Source organism: Streptomyces brevispora, from assembly GCF_007829885.1.
Taxonomy (GTDB): domain Bacteria; phylum Actinomycetota; class Actinomycetes; order Streptomycetales; family Streptomycetaceae; genus Streptomyces; species Streptomyces brevispora.
On sequence record NZ_VIWW01000001.1, the window covers coordinates 6,212,980 to 6,235,632 of the forward strand.

The 22,653-nt window shown below is 69.4% G+C and carries 19 protein-coding genes; all 19 read left to right on the forward strand.

Features of this window, described 5'->3' with window-relative positions; translation table 11 throughout:
- Window positions 1-161 precede the first annotated feature (161 nt).
- The 19 genes from FHX80_RS28570 to FHX80_RS28660 all read left to right on the forward strand — a co-directional run bounded on the left by FHX80_RS28570 (window position 162) and on the right by FHX80_RS28660 (window position 22,637).
- On the forward strand, window positions 162-653 hold the full coding sequence (locus tag FHX80_RS28570) for a GNAT family N-acetyltransferase (protein ID WP_208764749.1): 492 nt from the start codon (window positions 162-164) through the stop codon (window positions 651-653).
- A gap of 454 nt (window positions 654-1,107) precedes the next feature.
- Complete coding sequence (locus tag FHX80_RS28575) at window positions 1,108-2,073, forward strand: fatty acid desaturase family protein (RefSeq protein ID WP_145766829.1); 966 nt, start codon at window positions 1,108-1,110, stop codon at window positions 2,071-2,073.
- Window positions 2,074-2,104: 31 nt separating this feature from the next.
- Window positions 2,105-3,874, forward strand: a complete 1,770-nt coding sequence (locus FHX80_RS28580) for a SidA/IucD/PvdA family monooxygenase (RefSeq protein WP_167523679.1) — start codon at window positions 2,105-2,107, stop codon at window positions 3,872-3,874.
- Window positions 3,871-4,077, forward strand: a complete 207-nt coding sequence (locus tag FHX80_RS28585; RefSeq protein ID WP_145766831.1) for an MbtH family protein — start codon at window positions 3,871-3,873, stop codon at window positions 4,075-4,077. Before FHX80_RS28580 ends, FHX80_RS28585 begins: the two co-directional genes overlap by 4 nt.
- Entirely contained in the window at window positions 4,074-5,750 is a 1,677-nt protein-coding gene (locus tag FHX80_RS28590) for a carbamoyltransferase N-terminal domain-containing protein (RefSeq protein ID WP_145766832.1), read from the forward strand. The genes FHX80_RS28585 and FHX80_RS28590 overlap by 4 nt, the downstream gene beginning before the upstream one ends.
- Window positions 5,743-6,825 carry an amidinotransferase gene (locus FHX80_RS28595; RefSeq protein WP_145766833.1) on the forward strand — a complete coding sequence of 361 codons (1,083 nt, stop codon included), beginning with the start codon at window positions 5,743-5,745 and terminating at the stop codon, window positions 6,823-6,825. Before FHX80_RS28590 ends, FHX80_RS28595 begins: the two co-directional genes overlap by 8 nt.
- A gap of 88 nt (window positions 6,826-6,913) precedes the next feature.
- Window positions 6,914-8,713: an ABC transporter ATP-binding protein gene (locus tag FHX80_RS28600; protein ID WP_145766834.1), complete on the forward strand. Its 1,800-nt coding sequence runs from the start codon at window positions 6,914-6,916 to the stop codon at window positions 8,711-8,713.
- Complete coding sequence (locus tag FHX80_RS28605) at window positions 8,710-10,503, forward strand: ABC transporter ATP-binding protein (protein WP_145766835.1); 1,794 nt, start codon at window positions 8,710-8,712, stop codon at window positions 10,501-10,503. The genes FHX80_RS28600 and FHX80_RS28605 overlap by 4 nt, the downstream gene beginning before the upstream one ends.
- Before the next feature lie 231 nt (window positions 10,504-10,734).
- A complete protein-coding gene (locus FHX80_RS28610) occupies window positions 10,735-11,637 on the forward strand; it encodes a chlorinating enzyme (protein ID WP_145766836.1) in 903 nt (300 codons plus the stop codon).
- A complete protein-coding gene (locus FHX80_RS28615) occupies window positions 11,637-11,918 on the forward strand; it encodes a hypothetical protein (RefSeq protein WP_145766837.1) in 282 nt (93 codons plus the stop codon). Before FHX80_RS28610 ends, FHX80_RS28615 begins: the two co-directional genes overlap by 1 nt.
- 60 nt (window positions 11,919-11,978) lie before the next feature.
- A complete protein-coding gene (locus FHX80_RS28620) occupies window positions 11,979-12,911 on the forward strand; it encodes a beta-ketoacyl-[acyl-carrier-protein] synthase family protein (protein WP_145766838.1) in 933 nt (310 codons plus the stop codon).
- A 5-nt stretch (window positions 12,912-12,916) separates the two neighbouring features.
- Entirely contained in the window at window positions 12,917-15,226 is a 2,310-nt protein-coding gene (locus FHX80_RS28625; protein WP_145767553.1) for a non-ribosomal peptide synthetase, read from the forward strand.
- Between the two features lie 18 nt (window positions 15,227-15,244).
- Entirely contained in the window at window positions 15,245-16,651 is a 1,407-nt protein-coding gene (locus FHX80_RS28630; protein WP_145766839.1) for an FAD-binding oxidoreductase, read from the forward strand.
- On the forward strand, window positions 16,648-17,538 hold the full coding sequence (locus FHX80_RS28635; RefSeq protein WP_145766840.1) for an LLM class flavin-dependent oxidoreductase: 891 nt from the start codon (window positions 16,648-16,650) through the stop codon (window positions 17,536-17,538). The genes FHX80_RS28630 and FHX80_RS28635 overlap by 4 nt, the downstream gene beginning before the upstream one ends.
- Window positions 17,539-17,611: 73 nt before the next feature.
- Window positions 17,612-18,469, forward strand: a complete 858-nt coding sequence (locus tag FHX80_RS28640) for an aspartyl/asparaginyl beta-hydroxylase domain-containing protein (RefSeq protein ID WP_145766841.1) — start codon at window positions 17,612-17,614, stop codon at window positions 18,467-18,469.
- A 199-nt stretch (window positions 18,470-18,668) separates the two neighbouring features.
- Window positions 18,669-19,142: a VOC family protein gene (locus tag FHX80_RS28645; protein WP_145767554.1), complete on the forward strand. Its 474-nt coding sequence runs from the start codon at window positions 18,669-18,671 to the stop codon at window positions 19,140-19,142.
- Window positions 19,139-20,101 (forward strand): hypothetical protein, encoded by a 963-nt coding sequence (locus FHX80_RS28650; RefSeq protein ID WP_145766842.1) that lies wholly within the window; start codon window positions 19,139-19,141, stop codon window positions 20,099-20,101. The genes FHX80_RS28645 and FHX80_RS28650 overlap by 4 nt, the downstream gene beginning before the upstream one ends.
- A gap of 4 nt (window positions 20,102-20,105) precedes the next feature.
- Entirely contained in the window at window positions 20,106-21,911 is a 1,806-nt protein-coding gene (locus FHX80_RS28655) for a gamma-glutamyltransferase family protein (protein ID WP_145766843.1), read from the forward strand.
- A gap of 24 nt (window positions 21,912-21,935) precedes the next feature.
- Entirely contained in the window at window positions 21,936-22,637 is a 702-nt protein-coding gene (locus FHX80_RS28660; RefSeq protein WP_145766844.1) for an FMN-binding negative transcriptional regulator, read from the forward strand.
- The last annotated feature ends 16 nt before the right edge of the window (window positions 22,638-22,653 follow it).

A 22,653-nucleotide genomic window follows, 5' to 3' on the forward strand; every position in this document is an offset into this window, starting at 1 on the left:
CTTCGAGCAACCTAATGCCGCGCCGACGAGGCGGCGTGTCCCGTAAAAGGGCTGCGGGCCGCCGGTCGGTTTTCGGGCCCCGAAGCCAACGGCCCGACATGCTAGCCTCGGCTCGATTCGTATGAGGAACGATGCGTCGTTCCGTCCGACGCGGAGGCGTGATGACTGACAGTGCGGCCCGGGACATCTCGCTGCGGCCTCTGACCGAGGACGACATCCCGGCACTCTTCGAGATCCAACTCGACGAGTCAGCACAGCACTTGGCGGCCTTCACCGATACCAGGACCGCCCGCGACGCCGAGGCCTTCGGGAAGAAGTACCGGAAGATCCTGGCCGACGACGCGATCGTCAACAGGGTCATCGAGATCCACGGCGAGGTCGTCGGCAGCGTGGCCACCTTCCCGATCGAGGGCGACACGGAGCTCACCTACTGGATCCGCAAGGACTGGTGGGGCCGGGGCGTGGCCACCGCGGCCGTCGCGGCGCTGCTCGACGAGGTGACGGAGCGGCCGATCCACGCCCGGGCCGTGGAGGACAACTCCGGATCCGTCCGGGTACTGGAACGCAACGCGTTCGTCCGAATCGGCAGCGAGGACTCGTTCGCTCCCGGCCGCCAGGCCACCGTCACCGAGCTGATCTTCAAGCTGGCCTGACGGCCACGCGCTCCGGCGTGCATCCGCACGGACCGGGCCGGGACAAGGACAACTACGCGCCGCACGGTCCGACGACCGTGCGGCGCACCGCTGTTCGCACACATTTCTCCCAACCCAAATGCCGATTGGGAACAGTTGGACGCCGGGCGCGGCACTGTGACCCTTCGAAGTCGGACGCGCCCTCCGGGGCCAGAAGCCGGTTCGCATCCTTGAGCATGCTCGCGGAGCTCGAGCCGCGAGCCCCCATGCCCGGGCCGGCTCCGGCCGAGTGACCGCTCCACTTCGATGAGCGGACATCGTTGACAGTTCCGGCCATGGCTAGCGTCGTCGCCGTATCCCGGTCTCCGTAACAACCCGTGGCCCGAATTACCGACGTATACGCATGTGCTCCGGGAACCACTGCTTCGGTGCATCGTCGGGCGGGTCCGCCACGCGTACGAAAGGTGCTGGTGAAATGGTCGACGCCAAACCGCGACAGTTCTGGCGCAATGGCCCGGCCGACTCCGCCCTGCTCGCAATCACTCTGACCCAGTTCGCCGGCACGATCGCGCTGGCCGCGCTGACACCGGACGGCCTGTGGCCGCGGCTCGCCTCCGCGGCCCTGGTCACGCTGATGATGACGTACTCGATCATCGTGGTCACGCACCTGTTCGTCCATCAGCCCTGGTTCACCGACAACCGCCTGAACTCCGTGTTGTCGACAGTGAGTTCCGCGAACATCGCGCAGTCGGTGGCGGGCTACCACCTGACGCACGTCCGCAACCACCACCGGTACAACAACGACCGCAAGCGCGACGGAACCACCGCCGACATCACCTCCACCTACCGCTACAGCCGCGACGACGGGCACGCCCCGCTGTGGTGGTACCTGGTCCGCGGCCTGGCCTCCTCGGCTCAGGAGTGGGTGGTCACCTGGACGACGCTGCTCCGGGGGTGCGCGGTCGGCCGGCGGGAGACCACGCTGCTGGAACTGGCCGCCCGCAACCCGATCCGCCGCACCGCCGAACTCGCCCAGGTCAGGTACGACCGGCTCGGGCAGCTCGCGTTCACGGTGCTGCTGGCCGTCCTGTCCTGGCAGTGGACCCTGCTGTGCTACCTGCCCTCGGTGGCGCTCGCGTTCACCTTGGTCAACGTCCAGAACTACTACCGGCACTTCGGCGCGGAGCCGGAGAGCCAGTACGCGAACTCGGTGAGCCACTACGGCCGGCTGTACAACCTGCTGACCTTCAACGACGGCTACCACCAGGAGCACCACCTGCGCCCCGCGACGCACTGGAGCCGGTTGCCCGAGGTCGCCGAGCAGTACCAGGAACGGTTGGACGAAGCCGGTCGCGTGGTCTCCCCGGTGCCGGCCCTGGTCGGCTTCCTGGACACGGGGCGTGTCGGCCGGCGCCCGCCAGCGGCACCGCCCGTCGGATGAGCCGGTACGTCGTCGAGGAAGGAGCCAGTACGTGAAGGATCTCGGCACGCGGGACGAACCCTACGATGTGATCGGTCTCGGTTTCGGACCGTCGAACATCGCGCTAGCGATCGCCTCCCAGGAGATCGCCCCCGATCGCAGCTGCCTGTTCTTGGAGCGCTCGCCGGACGTCTGCTGGCACGAGGGCATGCTCATCGACGGGGCCCGCATGCAGATCTCGTTCCTCAAGGACCTGGTGTCCCTGCGCAATCTCGCCAGCCCGTTCACCTTCCTCGCGTACCAGAAGGCCAAGGGGAGGCTGGAGAAGTTCGTCAACCTCTCCGAGTTCCGGCCGACCCGGCTGGAGTTCCAGGACTATCTGCGGTGGGTCGGCGGTCAGTTCGCCGGCATGGTGCGGTACCGCTGCGCGGTCACCGCGGTCTCCCCGGTCCGCGACGACGACGGCACGCTGTCGCTGCTGCGGGTGACGGCCACCGACACCGCCACCGGTGAGGTGGTCGAGTACCACGCCCGTAACGTGGTGCACGCGCTCGGCGGCGTGCCCATGGTGCCCGCCGGGGTGGCGACCGGCCCGGCCGTGGTGCACTCCAGCAAGTTCCTGTCCCAGTTCCCGGGCACCTTCACCGCCCAGGACCGGGAGTGGGAGTTCGCGGTCGCCGGGGACGGGCAGAGCGCGGGCGAGATCACCCACTATCTGCTGGACCGCTACCGCAACGCCCGCGTCCACCTGGTCCTGCCCGGGTACTCGCTGCGCGCCACCGACAACAACCCGTTCGCCAACGAGCAGTTCTTCGAGGCCAACGCCGACGAGTTCTACTCCCGCAGCGAGGAGAACCGGCGCGACTACGCAGCCCGCCTGCGCAACACCAACTACGGCGTGGTGGAGGCGGGTTTCCTCGACGGCCTGTACCGACTGGTCTACGCGGACGAGGTACGCGGCCGGACCCGGCTGGTGGTGCACGACGGCTCCCGGCTGACCTCGGCCGACCCGGACGGCGCGGGGGTCCGGATCGGCGTGCACAGCCGCTTCGGCGCCGGATCCCACGAGTTGCGCACGGACGGGCTGGTGCTGGCCACCGGATACCGGCGGGTCCTGGACGCGCAGATGTACCGGGACGTCCTGCCGTACCTCGAAATCGACGACAACGGCAGGCCCGTGGTCTCCCAGGACCACCGGGCGCGTTCCACCGAGGAGCTGACCTGCGGGCTGTACGTGCAGGGCCTCGCCGAGACGACGCACGGGCTCGGCGACACGCTGCTGTCGCTGCTGCCGTTCCGGTCCAAGCAGATCATCACGGCCATCGCGAAGGACGGCGGCTCGATGGCGCGGGCGTTCCCGGCCGCGCAGGACGACTCCGAGGCCATGGTCGCGCAGATCCAGCGGTGTGGTTCCGGCACCGTGGTCAGTGCCGGGCCTTCGGAGTTCCCGGTCGTGACCCGGCTGCCGCTGATCCTGGATCGCACCCGCGGCCGGCAGGGCGTGCTGTTCGGAGTGCTGGACCGCACGGATCCGATGCCGCTGAGCGACGGCGGCAAGGTGCTGGCGGTGTTCGACCCGGACCCGGCATCGGCCCGGCCACCGGCCGGCAGGCCGATGTCGGTCAACGTCCGCGGGCGGGTCCGGCTGGTGAGCGACCAGGACAGGATCACCGCGCACCTGGCCCGGTTCGACCCGGCGGCGTCGGCCGATCCGCCGGGCGCCACCGTCGGAATCGAGATCGAGATCGAGATGCTGTCCGGTCGCGTCCACTCGTCCCAGGAACTGCGCGCCGTCCGAACCGAGAACGAGGGGCAGTCATGACCGACACGCAGGAGACGTACGTAGTCGTGCGCAACGACGAGGAGCAGTACTCGATCTGGCGGTCGGAGCGACCGGTGCCGGCCGGGTGGACGCCGGTCGGCGAGCCGGCGTCCCGGGAGGACTGTCTGGCCCGGATCGGCGAGTTGTGGACCGACATGCGGCCGGCCGGCCTACGGGCGGCCATGAGCAGGTCCCAGCGATGATCGTCTGCGGGATCAAGGTGTCCCACGACGGCGCGATCGCCGTGCTCGACGGGCAGCGTCTGGTCTTCAGCGCCGAGATGGAGAAGCTCGGCAACGGCCGGCGCTACAGCGCGCTCGGCGACCTCGACCGGATTCCCGCCGTCCTGGCCGATCACGGGCTCGACGTCACCGACGTGGACCGCTTCGTGATCGACGGATGGTGGTCGCAGGACGACGGGCCGACCCTGATCGACACCCTGTCCGGGGGAAGACCGGTCAGCGTCGCCACCGCGCCGTACGCCGCCGACCCGTTCGCCCCCGCCCCGCCGCCCCGGTACACCTTCGCCGGCATCGCCGGCAGCCCGTTGGCCGGGGGATACAGCAGCTACCCGCACGCGAGCCACCATCTGTACGCCGGCTACTGCACCGGTCCGTTCGCCGGACAGACCGCCCTGGGTCTGGTCTGGGACGGCGGCACGCTGCCCCGGCTGTACCTCGTGCGCCCCGGCCGACCTGTGACCGGCGAGTACCTGGGTCCACTGTTCGGCCTGGTCGGCGACGTGTTCACGTACTTCTGCCTGGCACTGGAGCCGTTCCACCGGCCGTTGGACGGCCTCACCGAGGTCCAGATCGTCGAACACCATCTGGGCACGGCAGGCAAGGCGATGGCGTACGCCGGCCTGGGCGCCGTGGACGACGACGTGCTGGCGGCGCTGGACAAACTCGTCGCCGAGCTGGGCGGCCAGTCGATGGGCCCGGAGATCGGCACGACGCTGGCCGCCCGCTGCGCCGCGCTCTTCCCGTCGCACTCGAGCGCCGACCTCATCGCCTCCTGCCAGGAGTTCATCGGCCGGATGCTGGTCGGAGCGCTCACCGACGCGGTGGCCCGGCTCGAACTGCCCGCACCGCTGCCGATCTGCCTCGCGGGCGGATGCGCGCTCAACATCAAGTGGAACAGCATGATCCGCTCCAGCGGGCTGTTCACCGGAGTCTGGGTGCCGCCGTTCACCAACGACTCCGGCGCCGCCATCGGCACGGCCCTCTGCGAGGTGCTGAGCCAGGGCGGCGATCCGGAACTGGAGTGGAACGTCTACTCCGGCCCGGCCGTCACGCCGAGCCGGCCGATGCCCGGCTGGACGGCGCGGACGTGCGACGAGGCGCAACTGGCCGCACTGCTGCACACCACCGGCGAGCCGGTCGTGGTGGTCGACGGGCGGGCCGAACTCGGCCCGCGGGCACTCGGCAACCGCAGCATCCTCGCCGCCCCGGTGGCGCCGGCCATGAAGGACGAGCTGAACCGGATCAAGCACCGGGAGCCGTACCGGCCGGTCGCGCCGATCTGCCTGGAGTCGGAGGCGTCGGCCGTCTTCGACCCCGGTGGCGCCGACCCGTACATGCTCTTCGACCACCGGCTGCGTCCCGGCTGGGCGGAGCGGGTGCCGGCCGTGCTGCACCTCGACGGGACGGCCCGGCTGCAGACCATCCGGCCGGACACACCGCACACCAGGGTCGGCCGGGTGCTCGAGGAGTACCACCGGATCAGCGGGATCCCCCTGTTGTGCAACACGAGCGCCAACCTGTCGGGGCACGGGTTCTTCCCCGACGTCGTCACCGCCACCGCCTGGGGCGGCACACCGTACGTGTGGTCCGGCGGAACCCTGTACACCGACGAGCGGAGGAAGAACCGTGTCTGAGCCAGAGGGGGCGACCGGGTCACCGGTCAGTGCCTACAACGAGTGGGACCCGTTGGAGGAGGTCATCGTCGGCACCGTCGACGGTGCGCACTTCCCGCCGTACGACACCGTGACCGCCGCGCCGCTCTCGCCGGAACAGCGGGCGGTGTTCCGGGAGAGGGCCGGCAAGCCGTTCCCGGCCGACCAGATCGCCGCGGCCAGGGACGAGCTCGACCAGCTCGTCGAGATCCTGCGGAACCACGGAGTACGGGTGCGCCGGCCGGACCCGCGCGACCACGGCCAGTCGTACGGCGCGCCGGGCTGGACCAGCACCGGCCTCTACGACGCGATGCCGCGCGACCTGCTGCTGGTGATCGGTGAGCGGATCATCGAGGCGCCGATGGCCTGGCGCTCGCGCTACTTCGCCAGTTCCGCCTATCGACCGCTGCTCAAGGAGTACTTCCGCGCAGGCGCCCGCTGGTCCGCCTGCCCGCGCCCGGAGCTCAGCGACGAGTTGTACGTCGAGGGCTGGACCGACCAGCCGGACGGCGAGCCGTTCCGGTCGGTGATCACCGAGTTCGAGCCGACCTTCGACGCGGCCGACTTCATCCGGTGCGGCCGGGACATCTTCGTGCAACGCAGCCACGTCACCAACATGATGGGCATCGAATGGGTGCGCCGGGAGATCGGCGACGAGTACCAGGTGCACGTGGTCGATCTGGTCGACGACCACCCGATGCACATCGACGCGAGCCTGATGCCGCTCGCCCCCGGCAAGCTGCTCATCCACCCCGACCGGGTGGTCGAGGTGCCGCACCAGTTCAAGAACTGGGAGATCCGCCGGGCGCCGGAACCGGTCATCCCGGACGGCCACCCGCTGTACATGACCAGCAAGTGGATCAACATGAACATCCTGATGCTGGACGAGACCAAGATGCTGGTCGAGGCCGAGGACCGGCCGATGCAGGAACTCGCCGAGAGCTGGGGCATCACGCCGATTCCCTGCCCGTTCCGGAACTTCAACAGCTTCGGCGGCTCCTTCCACTGCGCCACCACGGACGTTCGCCGGCGCGGTGAGCTGCAGTCCTACCTCTGAGTGCGGCACGTCGTCCTGATGCCGGTCGGCGCATCGGTGGTTCCCGGATCCGGCTCGAGTGACGAAAGCGAATGGCAGGGAAGGCGCGATGGCAGATCAGACGACGACCGGGCGGTTCAAGAAGATCCGGCGATCACGAGCGTTGCTGCTCGACGCCTTCCGTGCCCACCCCGGCCCGATCAGCTGGGGAATCGTCGGCTCGCTGCTGTACGGCACGAGTCTGGTCGCATGGTCGGTGGCGCTCGGCGAGCTGTGCAACCGCGTGGTGATCCCTCGGTTCGACGACGGCCGGATCGCCACCGGCACGATCGTCGCCGTGCTGCTGGTGGTGGCCGCCGTCGGCGTGGTGCAGGGTGCCGCGGGACTGATCCGGCGGTGGACTCTCGTCCTGACCAGGGCCCGCTTCGACGCCACCTTGCGGACCGCCGTCGTTCACCGGTATCACCGGCTGCCGATGACGTACCACCAGGCCCACCCGACCGGCCAGAAACTGGCGCACGTCACGACCGACGCGGAAGCGGCCGCGGAGCTGCCGGCCCGGCTGCCGGACGTCCTCGGCATGTTCGTGCTGTTCGTGGTCACCGTCGGCTGGGTGGTGGTGGTCGACCCGGTGATGGCTCTGGTCGGCGGCGCGATGATCCCGGCACTGCTGCTGGTCAACTGGGTCTACCAGAAACAGGTCGAGGTGCCCGCCCAGGCGGTCCAGGAACGCCTGGGGCGCGTGACCGAGGTCGCGCACGAGAGCTTCGACGGCGCGGCCCTGGTGAAGATGCTCGGTCGGGACCGCGTCGAGCGTGACCGCTTCGCCGCCGAGGCGGCCGGTCTGCGCGACGCGAAGATCAAACTGGCCATCCGGGACTGGCTGTTGGACTCGCTGATCGAGTCGATCCCGACGGCCACCTCGCTGGTCATCGTCGTCGTCGGCGCGTTGCGGGTGAACAGCGGAGAGATCACCGTCGGAGCCCTGGTCAGCTTCGTCAACGTGTTCGCCATGCTGGTGGTCCCGGTGCGCACCATCGGCAACGTGCTCGGCGACGTGCCGCGGATGCTGGCCGGGTACGCCCGGGTCCGAACGGTGCTCGGTGAGCCGCTGCCGCCGGCCGTGCCGGATCCGCAGCCGCTGCCGGACGGCCCGCTCGACGTGTCGGTCCGGGACCTCTCCTTCACCTACCCGGGCGGCGCGGCCGTGCTCTCCGGAGTGAGCTTCCACGTGCCGTCCGGCTCCACCGTCGCGATCACCGGCGGCACCGGGTCGGGCAAGACCACGCTGCTGCTGGCGTTGGCCGGCCTGCTGCCGCTGACCGGCGGCACAGTGCTGCTGAACGGGGTCGACCTGAGCCGGATCAGCCCGGACGACCGGGTGAGGGCCGTCGCGGCCGCCTTCCAGGAGCCGTTCCTGTTCGCCGGCTCGCTCGCCGAGAACGTGCTGCTCGACTTCGACAGCGCGGCCGCGGCCGCGTCCGGGGCCGATCCACGGCTGGACGAGGCGCTCCGTCTGGCCCGGGCGAGAACACTGGTGGACGGTCAGCCGAACGGGCCGGACACGCCTGTCGGCGAGCGCGGAGTCACGCTCTCAGGTGGTGAACGGCAACGCATAGCGCTCGCCCGGGCGCTGGCCCACAGGCCACGGCTGCTGCTGCTGGACGAGGCGACGTCCGCCGTCGACGCCACCACCCGGCAGGAGATCATGAGCGGCCTCACGACCGGTCTGAAGTCCACCACGACGATCGTCGTCACCACCAGCGCCGCGACTCTGGCTCTCGCTGACACCGTCGTCTACCTCGACCAGGGTCGGGTGGCCGGCGTCGGGGCCCACGCGGACCTGTTGCGGATCGACGGCTACGACCGGCTGATCCGGGCCTACGAGCGAGAGAGGGTGCAGGCATGACCACGACCGAGCCGGCTGACCCCGAGAGCGTCACCGGGTCGACGACCGCCGTGATCCGCCGCGGTCTGGCGGCCATCCCCGCCATTCGTGAGGGCCTGGCGCTGACGGTTGTTCTCGCCCTGCTCGGCGGGGTCGGCCGGCTCGCTGTGCCGGTGCTGATCCAGCAGGTCATCGACCGTGGGCTCAGCACCGGTCACATCAGTAGCGGCCGGCTACTGGGGCTCAGCGCGGTGGCCGCGCTGGTGGTGCTGGTCACCGCGGTGGTCAACTGGGCCAGCCTGGCGCGTCTCGCGATCGCCAGCGAACGGGCGCTGTTCGACCTGCGGGTCAGCGCCTTCACCCATGTGCACCGGCTGAGTGTGGCGTACCACTCGGCCGAGACGCGGGGGAAGCTGGTGTCCCGGGTGACCTCCGATGTCGAGACCCTCAGCATGTTCCTGCAGTGGGGCGGTATCGCCTGGCTGGTGAACGGCGCCATCATGCTGGCCGCCCTCGCCGGCATGGCCTTCTACGACGTCGGGCTGACGCTGGTCACGGTCGTGCTGACCGTGCCGCTGCTGCTTCTGGTCCGGGTGGTGGTCGGCCGCCTCGGCCCCGCGCACACCGCGGTCCGGGTCCGTGTCGCCGAGCTGCTGACGGTGATCTCGGAAACGATCCAGGGTGCCGCCGTCATCCGTTCCTACGGCGTCGTGGAGCCGAGCCTGCGGCGCACCACGACCTCCATCCACCGGTGGCGGGACTCGAAGATCCGGGCCGGGTACCTGGGCGGACTGCTGTTCTCCCTCGCCGACCTGTTCGCCGTGGTCATCGTGGTCGGCGTCGTCGCGGTGGGACTGGCGATCGGCCCGTCGACCGGGAACAGCGCCGGCGAACTCGTCGCGTTCATCCTGTTGGTGACCCTGTTCCTGGCACCGATCACGGAGTTCACCCAGGTCATCGACTTCACCCAGAGCGCGGTCGCCGGGTGGCGTCGCGTGCTGGCCCTGCTCGACATCGACGAGGACATCGCCGAGCCGGTGGACGGCCGGCAGTTGCCGCCCGACCCGCCCGGTGTGGTCGTGGAGAACGTGGTCTTCGGCTACCCGGGCGCCGGAGTGACTCTGGACGACGTGTCGTTCGAGGTGCCCGCGGGCCACCAGGTCGTGCTGGTCGGCGCCACCGGATCCGGCAAGACGACCCTGACCAAGCTGATCGCGCGACTGGCCGACCCGGACCGCGGCCGCATTCTGATAGGCGGCGTGGACGTCCGCGAGATAGCGACCGACTCGCTGCGCTCGCGCCTGGTGGTCGTACCGCAGGAGCCGTTCCTCTTCGACACCACGGTGGAGGAGAACGTCCGGTACGGCCGCCCGTCCGCCACCCGCGCCGAGATCGAGCACGCCTTCCGCGAGCTGGGCGCGGAGACGTTCCTCGCCGGCCTGCCGCACGGCCTGGACACCCCGGTGGGACAGCGCGGTGAGAGCCTGTCCGCGGGGGAGCGGCAACTGGTCGCCCTGGCTCGCGCGCACGTGGCCGACCCGGCCTGCCTGATTCTCGACGAGGCCACCTCGGCCGTGGACCCCGAGATCGAGCTGACGCTCATCAAGGCGCTGCGCCGGCTGACCGCGGGGCGCACCTCGGTGACCGTCGCGCACCGGCTGGCCGTCGCCGAGCAGGCCGACGAGGTGATGGTGCTGGAGGGCGGCCGTCTGGTGGAGCGCGGCAGGCACGACGACCTGCTCGTCGCGGACGGCGTGTACGCCGGGCTGTACCACAGCTGGCGGCAGGCCACCGTTGAGGCTTCCCCTTGATCCTGGACACTCGATCTCCCGTGCTGCGAGGCCGTGTTGGTGTCGTCGTCGGTCGCGGCAGGGGTGGCGGCTCACCAACCGGCCCGCCGCCGCGGACCCCCGTTCCGGTGACAAGACGCGTGGCCCGGGCCCGCATACGGTGGGTCTGATCGGCCCCGCATTCCTCCCTTATTTCAGGTGGCTCAGACAGGCAGGCACCGTCGGCGAAAGGAAGAAAAGGTGGCTGAAAGCATGAGCGGAGCGGCAGACCAAGGCTTGACTGCCGAGCAGGTGAAGTCCTTCCAGGAGAACGGATTCCTCGGACCGTTCGACCTCTATTCGGAGGACGAGGCCCAGCTCGAATGGAACCAGGCCATGATCGAGATGGTCACGTCCCGCAACAAGCCGCACGACTCGACCATCATCAATTACGACCGCCATCTGGACTGCGACACCCTGTCCCGGCACATCGCCCACCCCACGGTGGTGCACAAGCTGCGCAGCCTGATGGGTGACGACATCATCTGCTGGAAGACGAACATCTTCGAGAAGCAGCCGGGCGAGGCGGGAACCGGATGGCACCAGGTCGAGGCCTTCACCGTCTTCGAGTCGGAGACGGTCGCCTATCCTTCGCTGCGGTACACCGAGGAGAGCACCGCGGCCACGCAGGAACTGACCGTGTGGACGGCGTTCTCCGAGGCTGACGAGGAGCACGGCTGCCTCCGCTTCATCCCGGGCAGCCACAAGAAGTGGTACTACGACGAGACCAAGCCGATGTCGCGGAACGTGGAGAGCAAGTCCCACGACTTCTTCGGCTACGACTACTCGGAGCTGAAGCTCGACAAGGACTGGGACCCGGACGCCGGCAAGATCGTCGAAATGCCCATGAAGCCGGGGCAGTTCGTCATCTTCCTGGCCAAGTGCATCCACGGTTCGCTGCCGAACGTCAGCGACACCAAGAGGCTCGGGCTCGCCACCCGGTACGTTTCACCGTCCGTCCGGGTGTACGAGCACATCGACAGCCTCAGCGGGTTCGGTGACGCGATCAGCCTCGACTACCACGGCAGCGTTCTGGTCTCCGGCGAGGACCGGTGGGGTCACAACCGCATCCATGCCGACAACCTGAACGGCTTCCCGTTCCCGAGGGTCGACTGATGAGCACCGACGACTACCGGCGCAAGTTTGCCGACTTCCTCGCCAGGCAGTCGATGACCAGCGCCGTCTCGTACGAGCAGGTGGCTCGGGCGAAGACGCGCGACGAACTGGGAATCAGCTCGCTCAACATGGTCCTGGTGCTCGTGAACTACATCGACGAGCACACGGACAACACCGTGACCATGCGCCCGGAATGGGTTTCCCGGCTGGGCGACATCGACGGCATCCTCTCCGTGCTCCGCGAGATCGACGCGAGCGCGGTGGTGCCTGATCGGGCCTGACGCCCGTGGTGAAGAGCCCGGCGCCGGCATCCCTTATCCGTTCGGCCGATCGAAGGAACCATGATCTCGGATCTCGAAAATGTCGGCATCGGCTCGTTCGCGTGCGCCTTCGGAGACCTGGAGAACAAGCCGGAGAACATCCCTGATTTCGATGACCTCTGGCAGACCGCGTCGTTCGGTACGGACTTCGCCGACATGGGTTGCAGCACCTATCGGAAGATGACCCGGCCGGTGCAGGACTATGTCGTGGACGCCGTGCGCCGGACCCTACGGGCCTCCGGCGCCGGTGCCGCGGACATCGACCATCTCGTCATCGCGACCAGCGACCCGACTCTCGCCCTGTTGCCGTCCGACTTCGCGGAGCGGGTGCTGATCGCCCTGGGACTGGACGACTGTGTCCCGCACCTCGTGTCCTTCCAGCGGTGCTGCAGTTCGTTGACCGCTCTGCGGCACGGCCGGGACCTGTTCGCCGATCCGGACGTGACGCATGTGGCCATGGTCGCTCTGGACTTCGTGCCGGACGACCGTCAAAGGGTCCAGCCCTACGCCGTGTTCGGTGACGCGGTGGTCAGCTGCCTGCTGACCCGGCACCATCCCGGGCTGGTGCGGCTGTCCTCGTCCGCCGTCAGGGCGGACCCGGACGGACTGCGCGGTCGCGACTCGTTCGTCTCCCGCAAGGCCGTCGCCGACCGTACGCTGTCCGCGGTCCTGCAGGCCGGCGGGCGGGAGTTGGGGCAGGTGACCAAGGTGTTCGCGGCCAACCTGTACAAGCCACTGACCTTGTTCAACGCGACCGCGGTCGGCCTGCCACCGGACCGGCTGCACTTCGCCGACACGCTCTCCGCCTACGGGCACTGCGGCAACGCCGACTGGATGATCAATCTGGCCGACTACCACGAGCGGGTCGGCATCCGCAGCGGGCAGACCTATCTGGCACAGTCCTCGGCGCCGGGGTTCTACGCCTGCGTGCTCCTGGAAGGGAGCGCGCAGTGAACGGGATGCTGTCCAAGACGGACTGCATCGGGCCGATCATCGTGCCGGCCGGCGTGACGCACACCCTGCACTCCCTCGCCACGGCGGCCGGGGTCGACGATTTCGTCGCCCTGTCGGTCTGCATCGGTGTGCTCGCCGAACGGTTGCCGCGCCCCGGCACAGACTGCCGTGTCCGGTTCACCCGGCAGGAGGTCGAGGCCATCCTGCCGCTGCCCGATGCGCCGGACCCGGCGATGAGCTTCCGCGACGCGCTGCGGCAGGCCGCCCAGTCCGAGGCCGTCACCACGGCGGAAACCGACGACGCCCCGGTCGCTGTGACGATTCTGATCACCCGGGCCGGCCGGAACCTGTACGTCGAATCCATGACTGACGCGTCCGACGTCCCCTCGACGCAGGCCTGGGCACACGCGTTCCTGCAGTTGCTCGCCGGCCTGACGAGCGAGCCGGACGCACCGATGCTCAGCCATCCGCTGGTCGGTCCCGAGGAACGCGAGCTGATCCGGCACGGCCTCAACCCGCACCACGACCCGGAGATCCGGTTCCGCACGATGGCGGAGCCGTTCGAGGAGCAGGTGGAACGCACCCCGGACGCGGTCGCCCTGCAGGACGAGGACGGCAACACCGTCACCTACCGGGCGCTGAACGAGCGCGCGAACCGTATGGCCCATCACCTGCGTGGGCTCGGCGCCGGCCCCGGCACCCGGATCGGGATCTGCCTGCAGCGCGGCATCCAGCAGATCGTCGCGATCTACGCCGCGGTCAAGACCGGCGCCACCTACGTTCCCCTCGACGCCGACCTGCCGAATCAGCGCATCGCCCTGATCCTGGCGGACTCGGCGCCCCGGCTGGTGCTGACCGACCGGGTCTGCCGCGAGCACCTGCCCGACGGCGCGTGGGAGATCCACGAGGTCGGCACCGAGCAGGCCTGGTCCGACCGGCCGGCGACCGATCCCGTCGTCGAGGACGGCCCGGGGCTGGTCCACATCCTTTACACCTCGGGGACCACGGGCCGCCCCAAGGGCGTGGTCTCCCGCACCGCGGGCACCCTGGCCAACATCTTCTGGATGCAGCGGCAGTACCCGTTCCACCCGGGCGGGACGGCGCTGTTCAAGGCCTCGCCGGGATTCGACATCTCGATCTGGGAGATCTTCTGGCCGCTCTATCACGGTGCCCGTCTGGTGATCTGCCGGCCCGGCGGCGAGCGGGATCCCCGGCATCTGGCCCGGCTCACCCGGGATCACGACGTGTCGCTGATCTTCCTGGTGCCGACCATGATGACGGCCTTCCTGGAGGAACTGTCCCAGGCCCCGTCCGAGGCCTTGAAGTGGGTGGTGTGCGGGGGCGAGCCGATGAGCCCGCGGATCCCCGAGGCGTTCACCACCGCTCTGCCCGGCAGTAACCTGGTCAACGCGTTCGGCCCGACCGAGGCCGGTCCGGTCACCGACAACGTCATCGATCCGGGCACGACCGGCGGGTCCGTTCCGGTGGGCCGGCCCGCCGACAACTTCCGGGTGACCGTGCTGGACGCCAACCTCGACCTCGTACCGATCGGCGCGCCCGGTGAGGCGTACATCAGCGGGCAGGTCGGCCTGGCGGACGGCTACTGGCGGCAGTCCGCCCAAACTTCCGAGCGGTTCGTCGCGGACCCCTACGGACCGCCGGGATCGCGGATGTACCGCACCGGTGATCTCTGCCGCTACCGTGCGGACGGCGCGCTGGAGCACCTCGGCCGGATCGACCGGCAGGTGAAGATCCGTGGGCTGCGGATCGAGCCGGGGGAGGTCGAGTCAGTGCTGACCGCGCACCCCGCGGTCGGCGACTGCGCGGTGATCGCCCACGGACAGCCGCTCCGCCTGCTCGCCTTCGTCGTACCGGTCGGCCAGGGCTCCGTCGCCGACCTGGACCCGGCGGCGATCCTCGAACACGCGGCCGGGCTCCTGCCCGCGCAGATGCGGCCGGACCGGGTGGTGCCGATCGACTACCTCCCGGCGACGGTGAACGGCAAGATCGATCAGGGCGAGCTGATCAAGATCTGGCAGGAGCTCGCCGAGCGGGAACGAACGGTCGAGCCGCCCGCCGACGAACTGGAAGCGGCCCTGATCGACATCTACCACCGGGTCCTCGGCCGGTCCCCGATCAGCGTGCTGGACACGTTCGTTCAGCTCGGAGGCCACTCGTTGCTCACCTTCCGGCTGCTCGACGAGTGCAAGACGACCCTGCGGGCCGAACCCGACATGACCCAGCTGCTGCACGGCACGCTGCGCGACGTGGCCGCGACGATCCGCGGGACGAGAATCCCGTCACCGCAGGACTAGGACCGGAGGACGACGGCTTTGGACACCCTGACGAGCGGCGAATCGGAGAAGCTCGCCCACGAGCTGCGTGGCGATCTCATCACCGCGGCCGATCCGCGATACGACGAGGCCCGCAAGGTCTGGAACGGAGACATCGACCGGCATCCCCTGCTGATCGCGCGCTGCGTGGACGTGGCGGACGTGACCGCGGCCGTCACCTTCGCCTCCCGGCGTGGACTGCCCATCGCGGTCCGCGGCGGCGGGCACAGCGTGGCCGGTCAAGGGGTCTGCGACGGCGGCCTGGTCATCGACCTGTCGCGGATGCGTGCGGTCCAGATCGACCCGGAACACCGGCTGGCCCATGTGCAGGGCGGAGCGCTCTGGCAGGACGTCGACCGGAACAGCCAGGCACACGGGCTGGCGACGACCGGCGGCATCGTCAGCGAGACCGGTGTCGGCGGTCTCGCCCTGGGCGGCGGCATCGGCCACCTCATGCGCCGCTGCGGGCTCACCGTGGACAACCTGGTGGAGGCCGATCTGGTGACGGCGGACGGCACTCGCCTCCGGGTGGACGCCGACAAGGACCCGGAGCTGTTGTGGGGCCTTCGCGGTGGGGGCGGCAATTTCGGGACCGTGGTGCGGTTCGGCTTCCGGCTGCACGAGATCGGACCGACCGTCCTGGCCGGGATGATCATTTATCCGCTGGACGTCGCACCGGCGTTCCTGGCCCACTACCGCGACCTGGTCGCGGACGCTCCGGACGAGCTCGGGACGATACTCAACCTCCGGTTGTGCCCGCCGGTTGAAGCCGTTCCCGAACAGCTGCACGGTTCTCCGATCGTGGCCGTCAACGTGTGCTGGTCCGGTGACCACGAGGACGGGCTGGCGTTCCTGCGTCCGCTGCGTGAGTTCGGACGCCCGCTGCTCGACACCGTCGGCCCGATGCCCTACGTCGAACTGCAGCAGATGGTCGACCGCACCTCCCCGCCCGGCAAGGAGTACTACTGGCGGTCGGTGGACTTCGGGGAGCTCAGCGACCAGGTCATCACGACCGTCGTCGAGCACGCGTCGCGGATCACCTCGCCGCTGGCAGCCGTGCCGATCTATCACCTCGGCGGAGCGATCGGGCGGGTGCCCGCCACGGACACCGCCTTCGGCTCCCGGCACGCCGGTCACAACATCAACATGTTCGGCGCGTGGGAGCCCGGCCGGGGCGACCGGGAGCGTCACGTCAGCTGGGTCCGGGACTTCAGCGAGGCGATGGCGCCGCACTCGGTCGGGCAGTACGTCAACTTCCTCAACGACGAGGGAAGCGACGGCGTACGCGCGGCCTACGGCGAGCGGTGGCGGCGCCTGGTCGCGCTCAAACGGCGGGTCGACCCGCAGAACCTGTTCCGCTACAACTTCAACATCGACCCCGGTCGGCTGGACGAGGGAGACACATGAGATTCGGCATCATGATCGTCCCGGAGGATCGGTGGCAGACGGCGCGGCAGAAGTGGCGCCAGGCCGAGCAGATGGGATTCGACCACGCCTGGACCTACGACCATCTCAACTGGCGGGCGTTTCGCGCCAAGGAGTGGTTCACCCTGGTGCCGACGCTGACCGCGGCGGCGGTGGAGACCGAGCGGATCGGGCTCGGTGTGCTGGTCGCCTCACCCAACCTGAGGCATCCGGTGCACCTGGCCAAGGACGTCGCCGCCATCGATGACATCTCGGACGGCCGTCTCATCCTCGGTCTCGGCGCCGGCGCGGCGGGCTTCGATTCCACCATGACCCGCCGGAACCCGTGGAGCCGGAGCGAGCGGACCGAGCGGTTCGCCGAGTACGTCGAACTCACCGACCAACTCCTGACACAGCCGGTGACCACGTTCGACGGCCGCTACTACCTGGCGAACGAGGTGCACTCCTATCCTCTGTGCCGGCAGCAGCCCCGCGTCCCGTTCGCGATCGCCGCGTCCGGTCCCCGTGGCATGCGCGTGGTGGCCCGGCACGCGTCGTACTGGGTCACCACGGGCGAGCCCAACCAGTTCGCGAGCGCTCCGTACGAGCAGGCCCTCCCCGTCCTGCGCCGGCAGGTGGAGGCGCTGGAGAAGGCCTGCGTGGAGATCGGCCGCGACCCGTCCACGGTGTCCCGGCTGCTGGTCACCGGACCCACCGTCGGCGGCGTCCTCGATTCGCCCGCGGCGTTCTTCGACGCGGCGGCCAGATTCGCCGAAGCCGGAATAACGGACTTCGTCGTGCAATGGCCGCGACCGGACGAGCCTTTCCAGGCAAAGGTGGAAGTCCTGGAAAAGATCGCCGAGGACCTGGACCGTCACCGAATCACGTGACTTCACCCCGAGGCAAACCTGCCTACCGTCCCAGGAACACGCCGGTTTCGACTGAGAAGGGTTGCCTGATCCGATGCGAACCCATTATGTAGGGGACACCTGTCTCGACGACGCCCGCCTGGCGAAGGACCTCGCGACGAGCGATTCCATTGCCTGGTCCGAGGCGTACAGCGATTACGTTTTCGGTGGCGCGTGGAAGAGCTGCATGCTGTGGGCCCGGGGCGGGAGCGCCGGTGACGGCGTGGTCACCCATTACGACCACGACCGGCCCGCCGCTTTCTCCGAGTTCGCCGATCAGCTGCCCTATCTGCGGGAGCTGATCTCGACAGTCGCCGACCTGGACCGGCTGAACTTCGTACGCCTGGCGAAGGTGCAGAACAGTGTGATCATTCCGCATCGGGATTTGCTGGAGCTCGGCGATCTCGCTGACGAGACCCGCAACGCCCACCGGATGCACATCCCCCTCGCCACCAACGAGGACTGCTTCTTCAACGAGGGCGACACCGTGTTCCGCATGCGGAAAGGTGAGGTGTGGTTCCTCGACGCATCGGAGATCCACTCGGTCGCGGTGCTCTCCTCGCAGGAGCGGGTGCATCTGATGTTCGACTTCGTGGACGTGCCGTCCGCGAAGCCGTTGATCTCGGTCGAGGGCGCGAGCCCGGACGCCGGCATTCCGGCCGACCGGACGGTGAAACGACCGCCGCTCACCGAAGCCGACCACGCCCACCTGATGCGGCTCGCCGACGTGCTGACGCTGGAGACGGTCAACGAAATCTTCAGCATCGTGATCAAAAAGCACTTCCGGTGCGACGGGGGCGAGGGTTTCGTCTGGAATACCATGATCGATATTGCGCGCGCCGCCGAGGACCCGGCCGTTCTCCCGCACGTCAAGGAACTCCGTCGCCACTACACGCTGGAACGGTCGGCCTGACAATTCGCAAAAGGAATGTTATCCGGTGCACCACGTGAGGGTAAACACTAAATTCCATCACCGGTGTCCCATAAAGCGGGGAACTCTCCGAACCGCATTTTAGGGCCATCATGGCTTGGCGACAGTAGTGTCCGCGTTCGGATGCGCCTTTTCTCCGCTGGAGTGATGAGACATGAGAGAGACGTCATCGGCCGTCACCATGGCGGCCCAAGTCAGATTTCCCAGACCGCGGTTTCATCACGTCGGAGTGCAGACGACTGACCTCGAGAACAGCGTCCGTTGGTACGAGGACTTTCTCGGGTGCCGACAGGCGTGGTCGCTCGACCAGTTCTCCGAACTGACCCGTAGCCGCCTACCGGGGATCCACGGGCTGACCGAGATGGTTCTCGGCGACGTCCGGTTCCACCTCTTCGGCCGGCCCGGACGCAAGTCCGAGCCGGCCGAGAGCGCCGTGCAGTTCCAGCACTTCTGCTTCAGTGTGAGCGCCGCCGATGAACTGGTACGGCTTCGGCAGCACTGGATCGAGCTCTACGGCTCCGACCGCTACACGTTCGCGATCGATGAGCAGCCGACCGACATCGTGATCGACGACGACGGCGTGCAGAGCTTCTACACGTACGACGTCAACGGGCTGGAGTTCGAGTTCACCTTCGTGCCGGACGGTCTGTCATGAAGCCGGCCGGCAGTGGTGCGCTGTGCGACCTGCCAGCCGTCGGGCGATGGGACTTCGGCGGGTTCGCGTACGGTCTCGAACCGCTGATCCTGCCGGCGGTGGGGGATCCCGACGGCCCGGCGGGCGAGGTTCCGGCCCGGGACTACGCCGGCAGCTGCCGGCGCCTGGCCGCTCTCGGCGAACACGGCCTGCTGACCCCCGAGGTCCAGCTGTGCGAATCGCCGGACGAGTTGTTCTGGTTCCGGTGGATCACCGGGCACCAGGTGTGCTTCGTCGTGTGGCGGCTGATCGCTCAGCTCGTGGAAGACCTCGACCAGGGCCGCCGCCCGGCCGACGAGGTGCTGCCGCAGATCAGCCACTACGTGGACGGCTACTCCGCGATGCTGCTCTACACCGGCTCGTGCCCGCCCGGCCTCTACAACGACCTGATACGGCCGAGCATGCGGCTGCGGCACCGCGCGTTCAGCGGAGCCTGGGCCCCTGACTACTGGCCGATCCGGGACCTCTTCCGCCGCGGTCGGCTGCCCGGGATCGCGGACACCGACGCCGGTGAGCTGCTGGACGCCATGACCCTGCTGCACCTCGTCCACGACGGGGTCGCCGCGCGCCTGGTCACCAACGGCCGGTCGCTGCTGCGCGAGGCCGCCGTCCGCGGTCCCGGTCACCGGCTCGCAGGGCTGATCTACGACTCCTATTTCACGACGCTGCGGGCCCCGGTCCCCCGACACGAGGTCGTGGCCCAGTTACTGCGCCGGCTCGTGGCCATCGCCCAGGACGTCGCCGCGAACGGGCTGTACGCGGCGGATGACGCCGACGAGCGGCCGACCGAGCTGCAGAAACCCGAAGTGGTCAAGTGCGAGAACAGCCTCGTCGACATCCTGCTGAGCGTCGCCCAGCACGCGTGCGACCTGCCGTCCCAGCCGCCACCCACCCTGCGTACGAGCCTTGCCGAGGAGTGAGCCGATGACCGTCATGCGACCGGCGCTGACCGGAACCCTCGGCGGAGTGGCCGCCACTCACTGGCTCGCGTCCACCGTCGGCATGGGCATCCTGGAGCGCGGCGGCAACGCCTTCGACGCGGCGGTGGCCGCCGGTTTCGCCCTGCAGATCGTCGAGCCGCATTCGAACGGACCGGGCGGTGACGTCGTGATCGCCGTCTACTCGCGCTCGACCGGCGCGGTCCGCATCATCTGCGGCCAGGGCCCGATGCCGCAGGCGGCGACCATCGACGCGTTCGCCGCGCTCGGCATCAAGCAGATGCCCGCGGGCGGCCTTCTTCCGGCGACCGTGCCGGGAGCGTTCGGGGCCTGGATGCGACTGCTCGGCGAGTTCGGCACCATGCCGCTGGAGTCCGTCCTGGAGCCGGCGATCGGATACGCCTCCCGTGGCTACCCGCTGCTGCCCGCCGCCGCGTCGACGATCGGGGCCATGGCCGGCCTGTTCCGGACGGAGTGGACCGAGTCGGGCCGCACCTATCTGCCGGGCGGCGCGGTGCCGGCGGCCGGGTCCCGGATGCGCAATGAGGTACTGGCCGACACCTATCGACGGCTGATCCGCGAGGCGCGGGGGAAGTCCGCGGACCGGGAAGCCCAGATCGAGGCGGCCCACCACGCCTTCTACCAGGGCTTCGTCGCCGAGGCGATCGACCGCTTCGCGCGGACCACCGAGGTGTTCGACTCGACCGGCCGGCGGCATCGCGGCCTGCTGACCGGCGACGACCTGGCGTCCTGGCGGCCGGGCGTCGAGGCCGCGTGCGAGCTGCCGTACGGCGAGTTCACCGTCCACAAGCCGGGACCGTGGTCCCAGGGCCCGGTGTTCCTGCAGCAGTTGGCCCTCCTGCAAGGGTGCGACCTGCGCGCCATGGGGCTGGGCAGCGGCGAGTACGTCCACACCGTTGCCGAGGCGGCCAAGCTCGCGTTCGCCGACCGGGAGGCGTGGTACGGCGACCCGGAGCACACGCCGGTGCCGATGGACGAGCTCCTGGCGGCCGAGTACTCCGCCGAGCGGCGCTCACTCATCGGCGAGCAGGCGAACCTCGACCCGCGGCCGGGACGGCCGGGCGGCGCCGAGCCCTGGATCCCGGTGGCGGAGCCGGAGGAGCCGGGCGCGGACGAGCCGGAGTGGATGACCCACCTGCGCAGCGGCCTGCCCACCGTCACCCCGGCCGGTCCACGGGCCGGTGCCGGGAACACCTGCACGGTGGCGGTCGCCGATGCCTGGGGGAACCTGGTCGTCGCCGTGCCCAGCGGTGGCTGGCTCAAGAGCGCGCCGGTGATCCCGGAACTCGGTTTCGCGCTCGGCACCCGGGGCCAGACGGCGTGGCTGACCGAGGGACACCCCAACTCGCTCGCGCCCGGACGGCGTCCCCGTACCACGCTGAGCCCCACCATCGTGCTGCGCGACGGCGCGCCGTTCCTGGCCTTCGGAACGCCGGGCGGGGACCAGCAGGACCAGTGGACGCTCCACGCGTTCCTCGCGGTCGCCGAGTTCGGATACGAACCGCAGGCGGCGGCCGAGCTGCCCGCCTGGCACATCGACCACTTCGCGCAGTCGTTCGCACCACGCATCTCGCGGCCGGGCGTGGTGGTCGTGGAGCGTTCGTTCGACCCCGCCGTGCTTGCCGTGCTGGAGAAGAAGGGCCATCGGCTGGACGTGGTGCCGGAGTCCACGCTCGGCAAGGTCTGCTCCGCCGGCGTCGACCCGGCCACCGGATTCCTGCGAGCCGCGGCCGGTCCGCGCGGCCGCCAGGCGTACGCGGTGTGCCGCTAATTCCGATCGTGTGAGGCGGTAGCCATGTTCGTGCCCAGCCACTACCAGATCCAGGACGAGAACTGGCACCGCCGGATCATCGACGGCCACCCGATGGCGACGCTCACCACCAACGGCGCGACCGTGCCGTGGGCGTCACGCCTGCCGGCCCTCGTCGCTCCGGGCCGGCCCCGGTCCGGCCCGCTCATCGGCACGGAGCTGTTCGGCCATCTCAACCGCGCCAACCCGCACTGGAAGGCGCTGACCGATGGCACGTACGCCCGGCTGATGTTCGACGGTCCCGGCGGGTTCGTCACCCCGGCCGTCTACCCTGATGCCCCGTCCGCCCCCACGTGGAACTTCGCGAGCGTGCACGTGTGCGGGCGGATCCAGCTGATCCACGAGCCGGAGGAGACGCTCGAGGTCGTCCGGTGGACGGCCGAGCGCCTGGAGAAGCGCTTCGGCGCCGGCTGGGACCAGACCGCGTCGGTCGGCTACTTCCGCCGGATCCTGCCCGGCGTCGGAGCCTTCCGGCTCCGGATCGACGAGGTGGAGGGGCTGTTCAAGTTCAGCCAGGAGAAGCCGGCGGACGTCCAGGAGTCGGTGATCCGGCGCTACGAGGCCGATGACAGCGGCACCGGCCGGCCGATCGCCCGGCTGATGCGCGAGGCCGGGATGGGTCAGCCGGCCGGGGCCGAACTGCCCGGCCGGATGCCGCAGGACGCCGCCCGGGGCTGCCCGTTCTGACCGGTCCGGCACAGCG

Bases quoted from the DNA above. Each gene is read 5' to 3' on its own strand.
- FHX80_RS28615 (WP_145766837.1), top strand. From the start codon at position 11,637: ATGAGCACCGACGACTACCGGCGCAAGTTTGCCGACTTCCTCGCCAGG.
- FHX80_RS28590 (WP_145766832.1), top strand. From the start codon at position 4,074: ATGATCGTCTGCGGGATCAAGGTGTCCCACGACGGCGCGATCGCCGTG.
- FHX80_RS28640 (WP_145766841.1), top strand. From the start codon at position 17,612: ATGCGAACCCATTATGTAGGGGACACCTGTCTCGACGACGCCCGCCTG.
- FHX80_RS28605 (WP_145766835.1), top strand. From the start codon at position 8,710: ATGACCACGACCGAGCCGGCTGACCCCGAGAGCGTCACCGGGTCGACG.
- FHX80_RS28575 (WP_145766829.1), top strand. From the start codon at position 1,108: ATGGTCGACGCCAAACCGCGACAGTTCTGGCGCAATGGCCCGGCCGAC.
- FHX80_RS28610 (WP_145766836.1), top strand. From the start codon at position 10,735: ATGAGCGGAGCGGCAGACCAAGGCTTGACTGCCGAGCAGGTGAAGTCC.
- FHX80_RS28650 (WP_145766842.1), top strand. From the start codon at position 19,139: ATGAAGCCGGCCGGCAGTGGTGCGCTGTGCGACCTGCCAGCCGTCGGG.
- FHX80_RS28585 (WP_145766831.1), top strand. From the start codon at position 3,871: ATGACCGACACGCAGGAGACGTACGTAGTCGTGCGCAACGACGAGGAG.
- FHX80_RS28660 (WP_145766844.1), top strand. From the start codon at position 21,936: ATGTTCGTGCCCAGCCACTACCAGATCCAGGACGAGAACTGGCACCGC.
- FHX80_RS28625 (WP_145767553.1), top strand. From the start codon at position 12,917: ATGCTGTCCAAGACGGACTGCATCGGGCCGATCATCGTGCCGGCCGGC.
- FHX80_RS28645 (WP_145767554.1), top strand. From the start codon at position 18,669: ATGGCGGCCCAAGTCAGATTTCCCAGACCGCGGTTTCATCACGTCGGA.
- FHX80_RS28655 (WP_145766843.1), top strand. From the start codon at position 20,106: ATGACCGTCATGCGACCGGCGCTGACCGGAACCCTCGGCGGAGTGGCC.
- FHX80_RS28620 (WP_145766838.1), top strand. From the start codon at position 11,979: ATGATCTCGGATCTCGAAAATGTCGGCATCGGCTCGTTCGCGTGCGCC.
- FHX80_RS28600 (WP_145766834.1), top strand. From the start codon at position 6,914: ATGGCAGATCAGACGACGACCGGGCGGTTCAAGAAGATCCGGCGATCA.
- FHX80_RS28635 (WP_145766840.1), top strand. From the start codon at position 16,648: ATGAGATTCGGCATCATGATCGTCCCGGAGGATCGGTGGCAGACGGCG.
- FHX80_RS28570 (WP_208764749.1), top strand. From the start codon at position 162: ATGACTGACAGTGCGGCCCGGGACATCTCGCTGCGGCCTCTGACCGAG.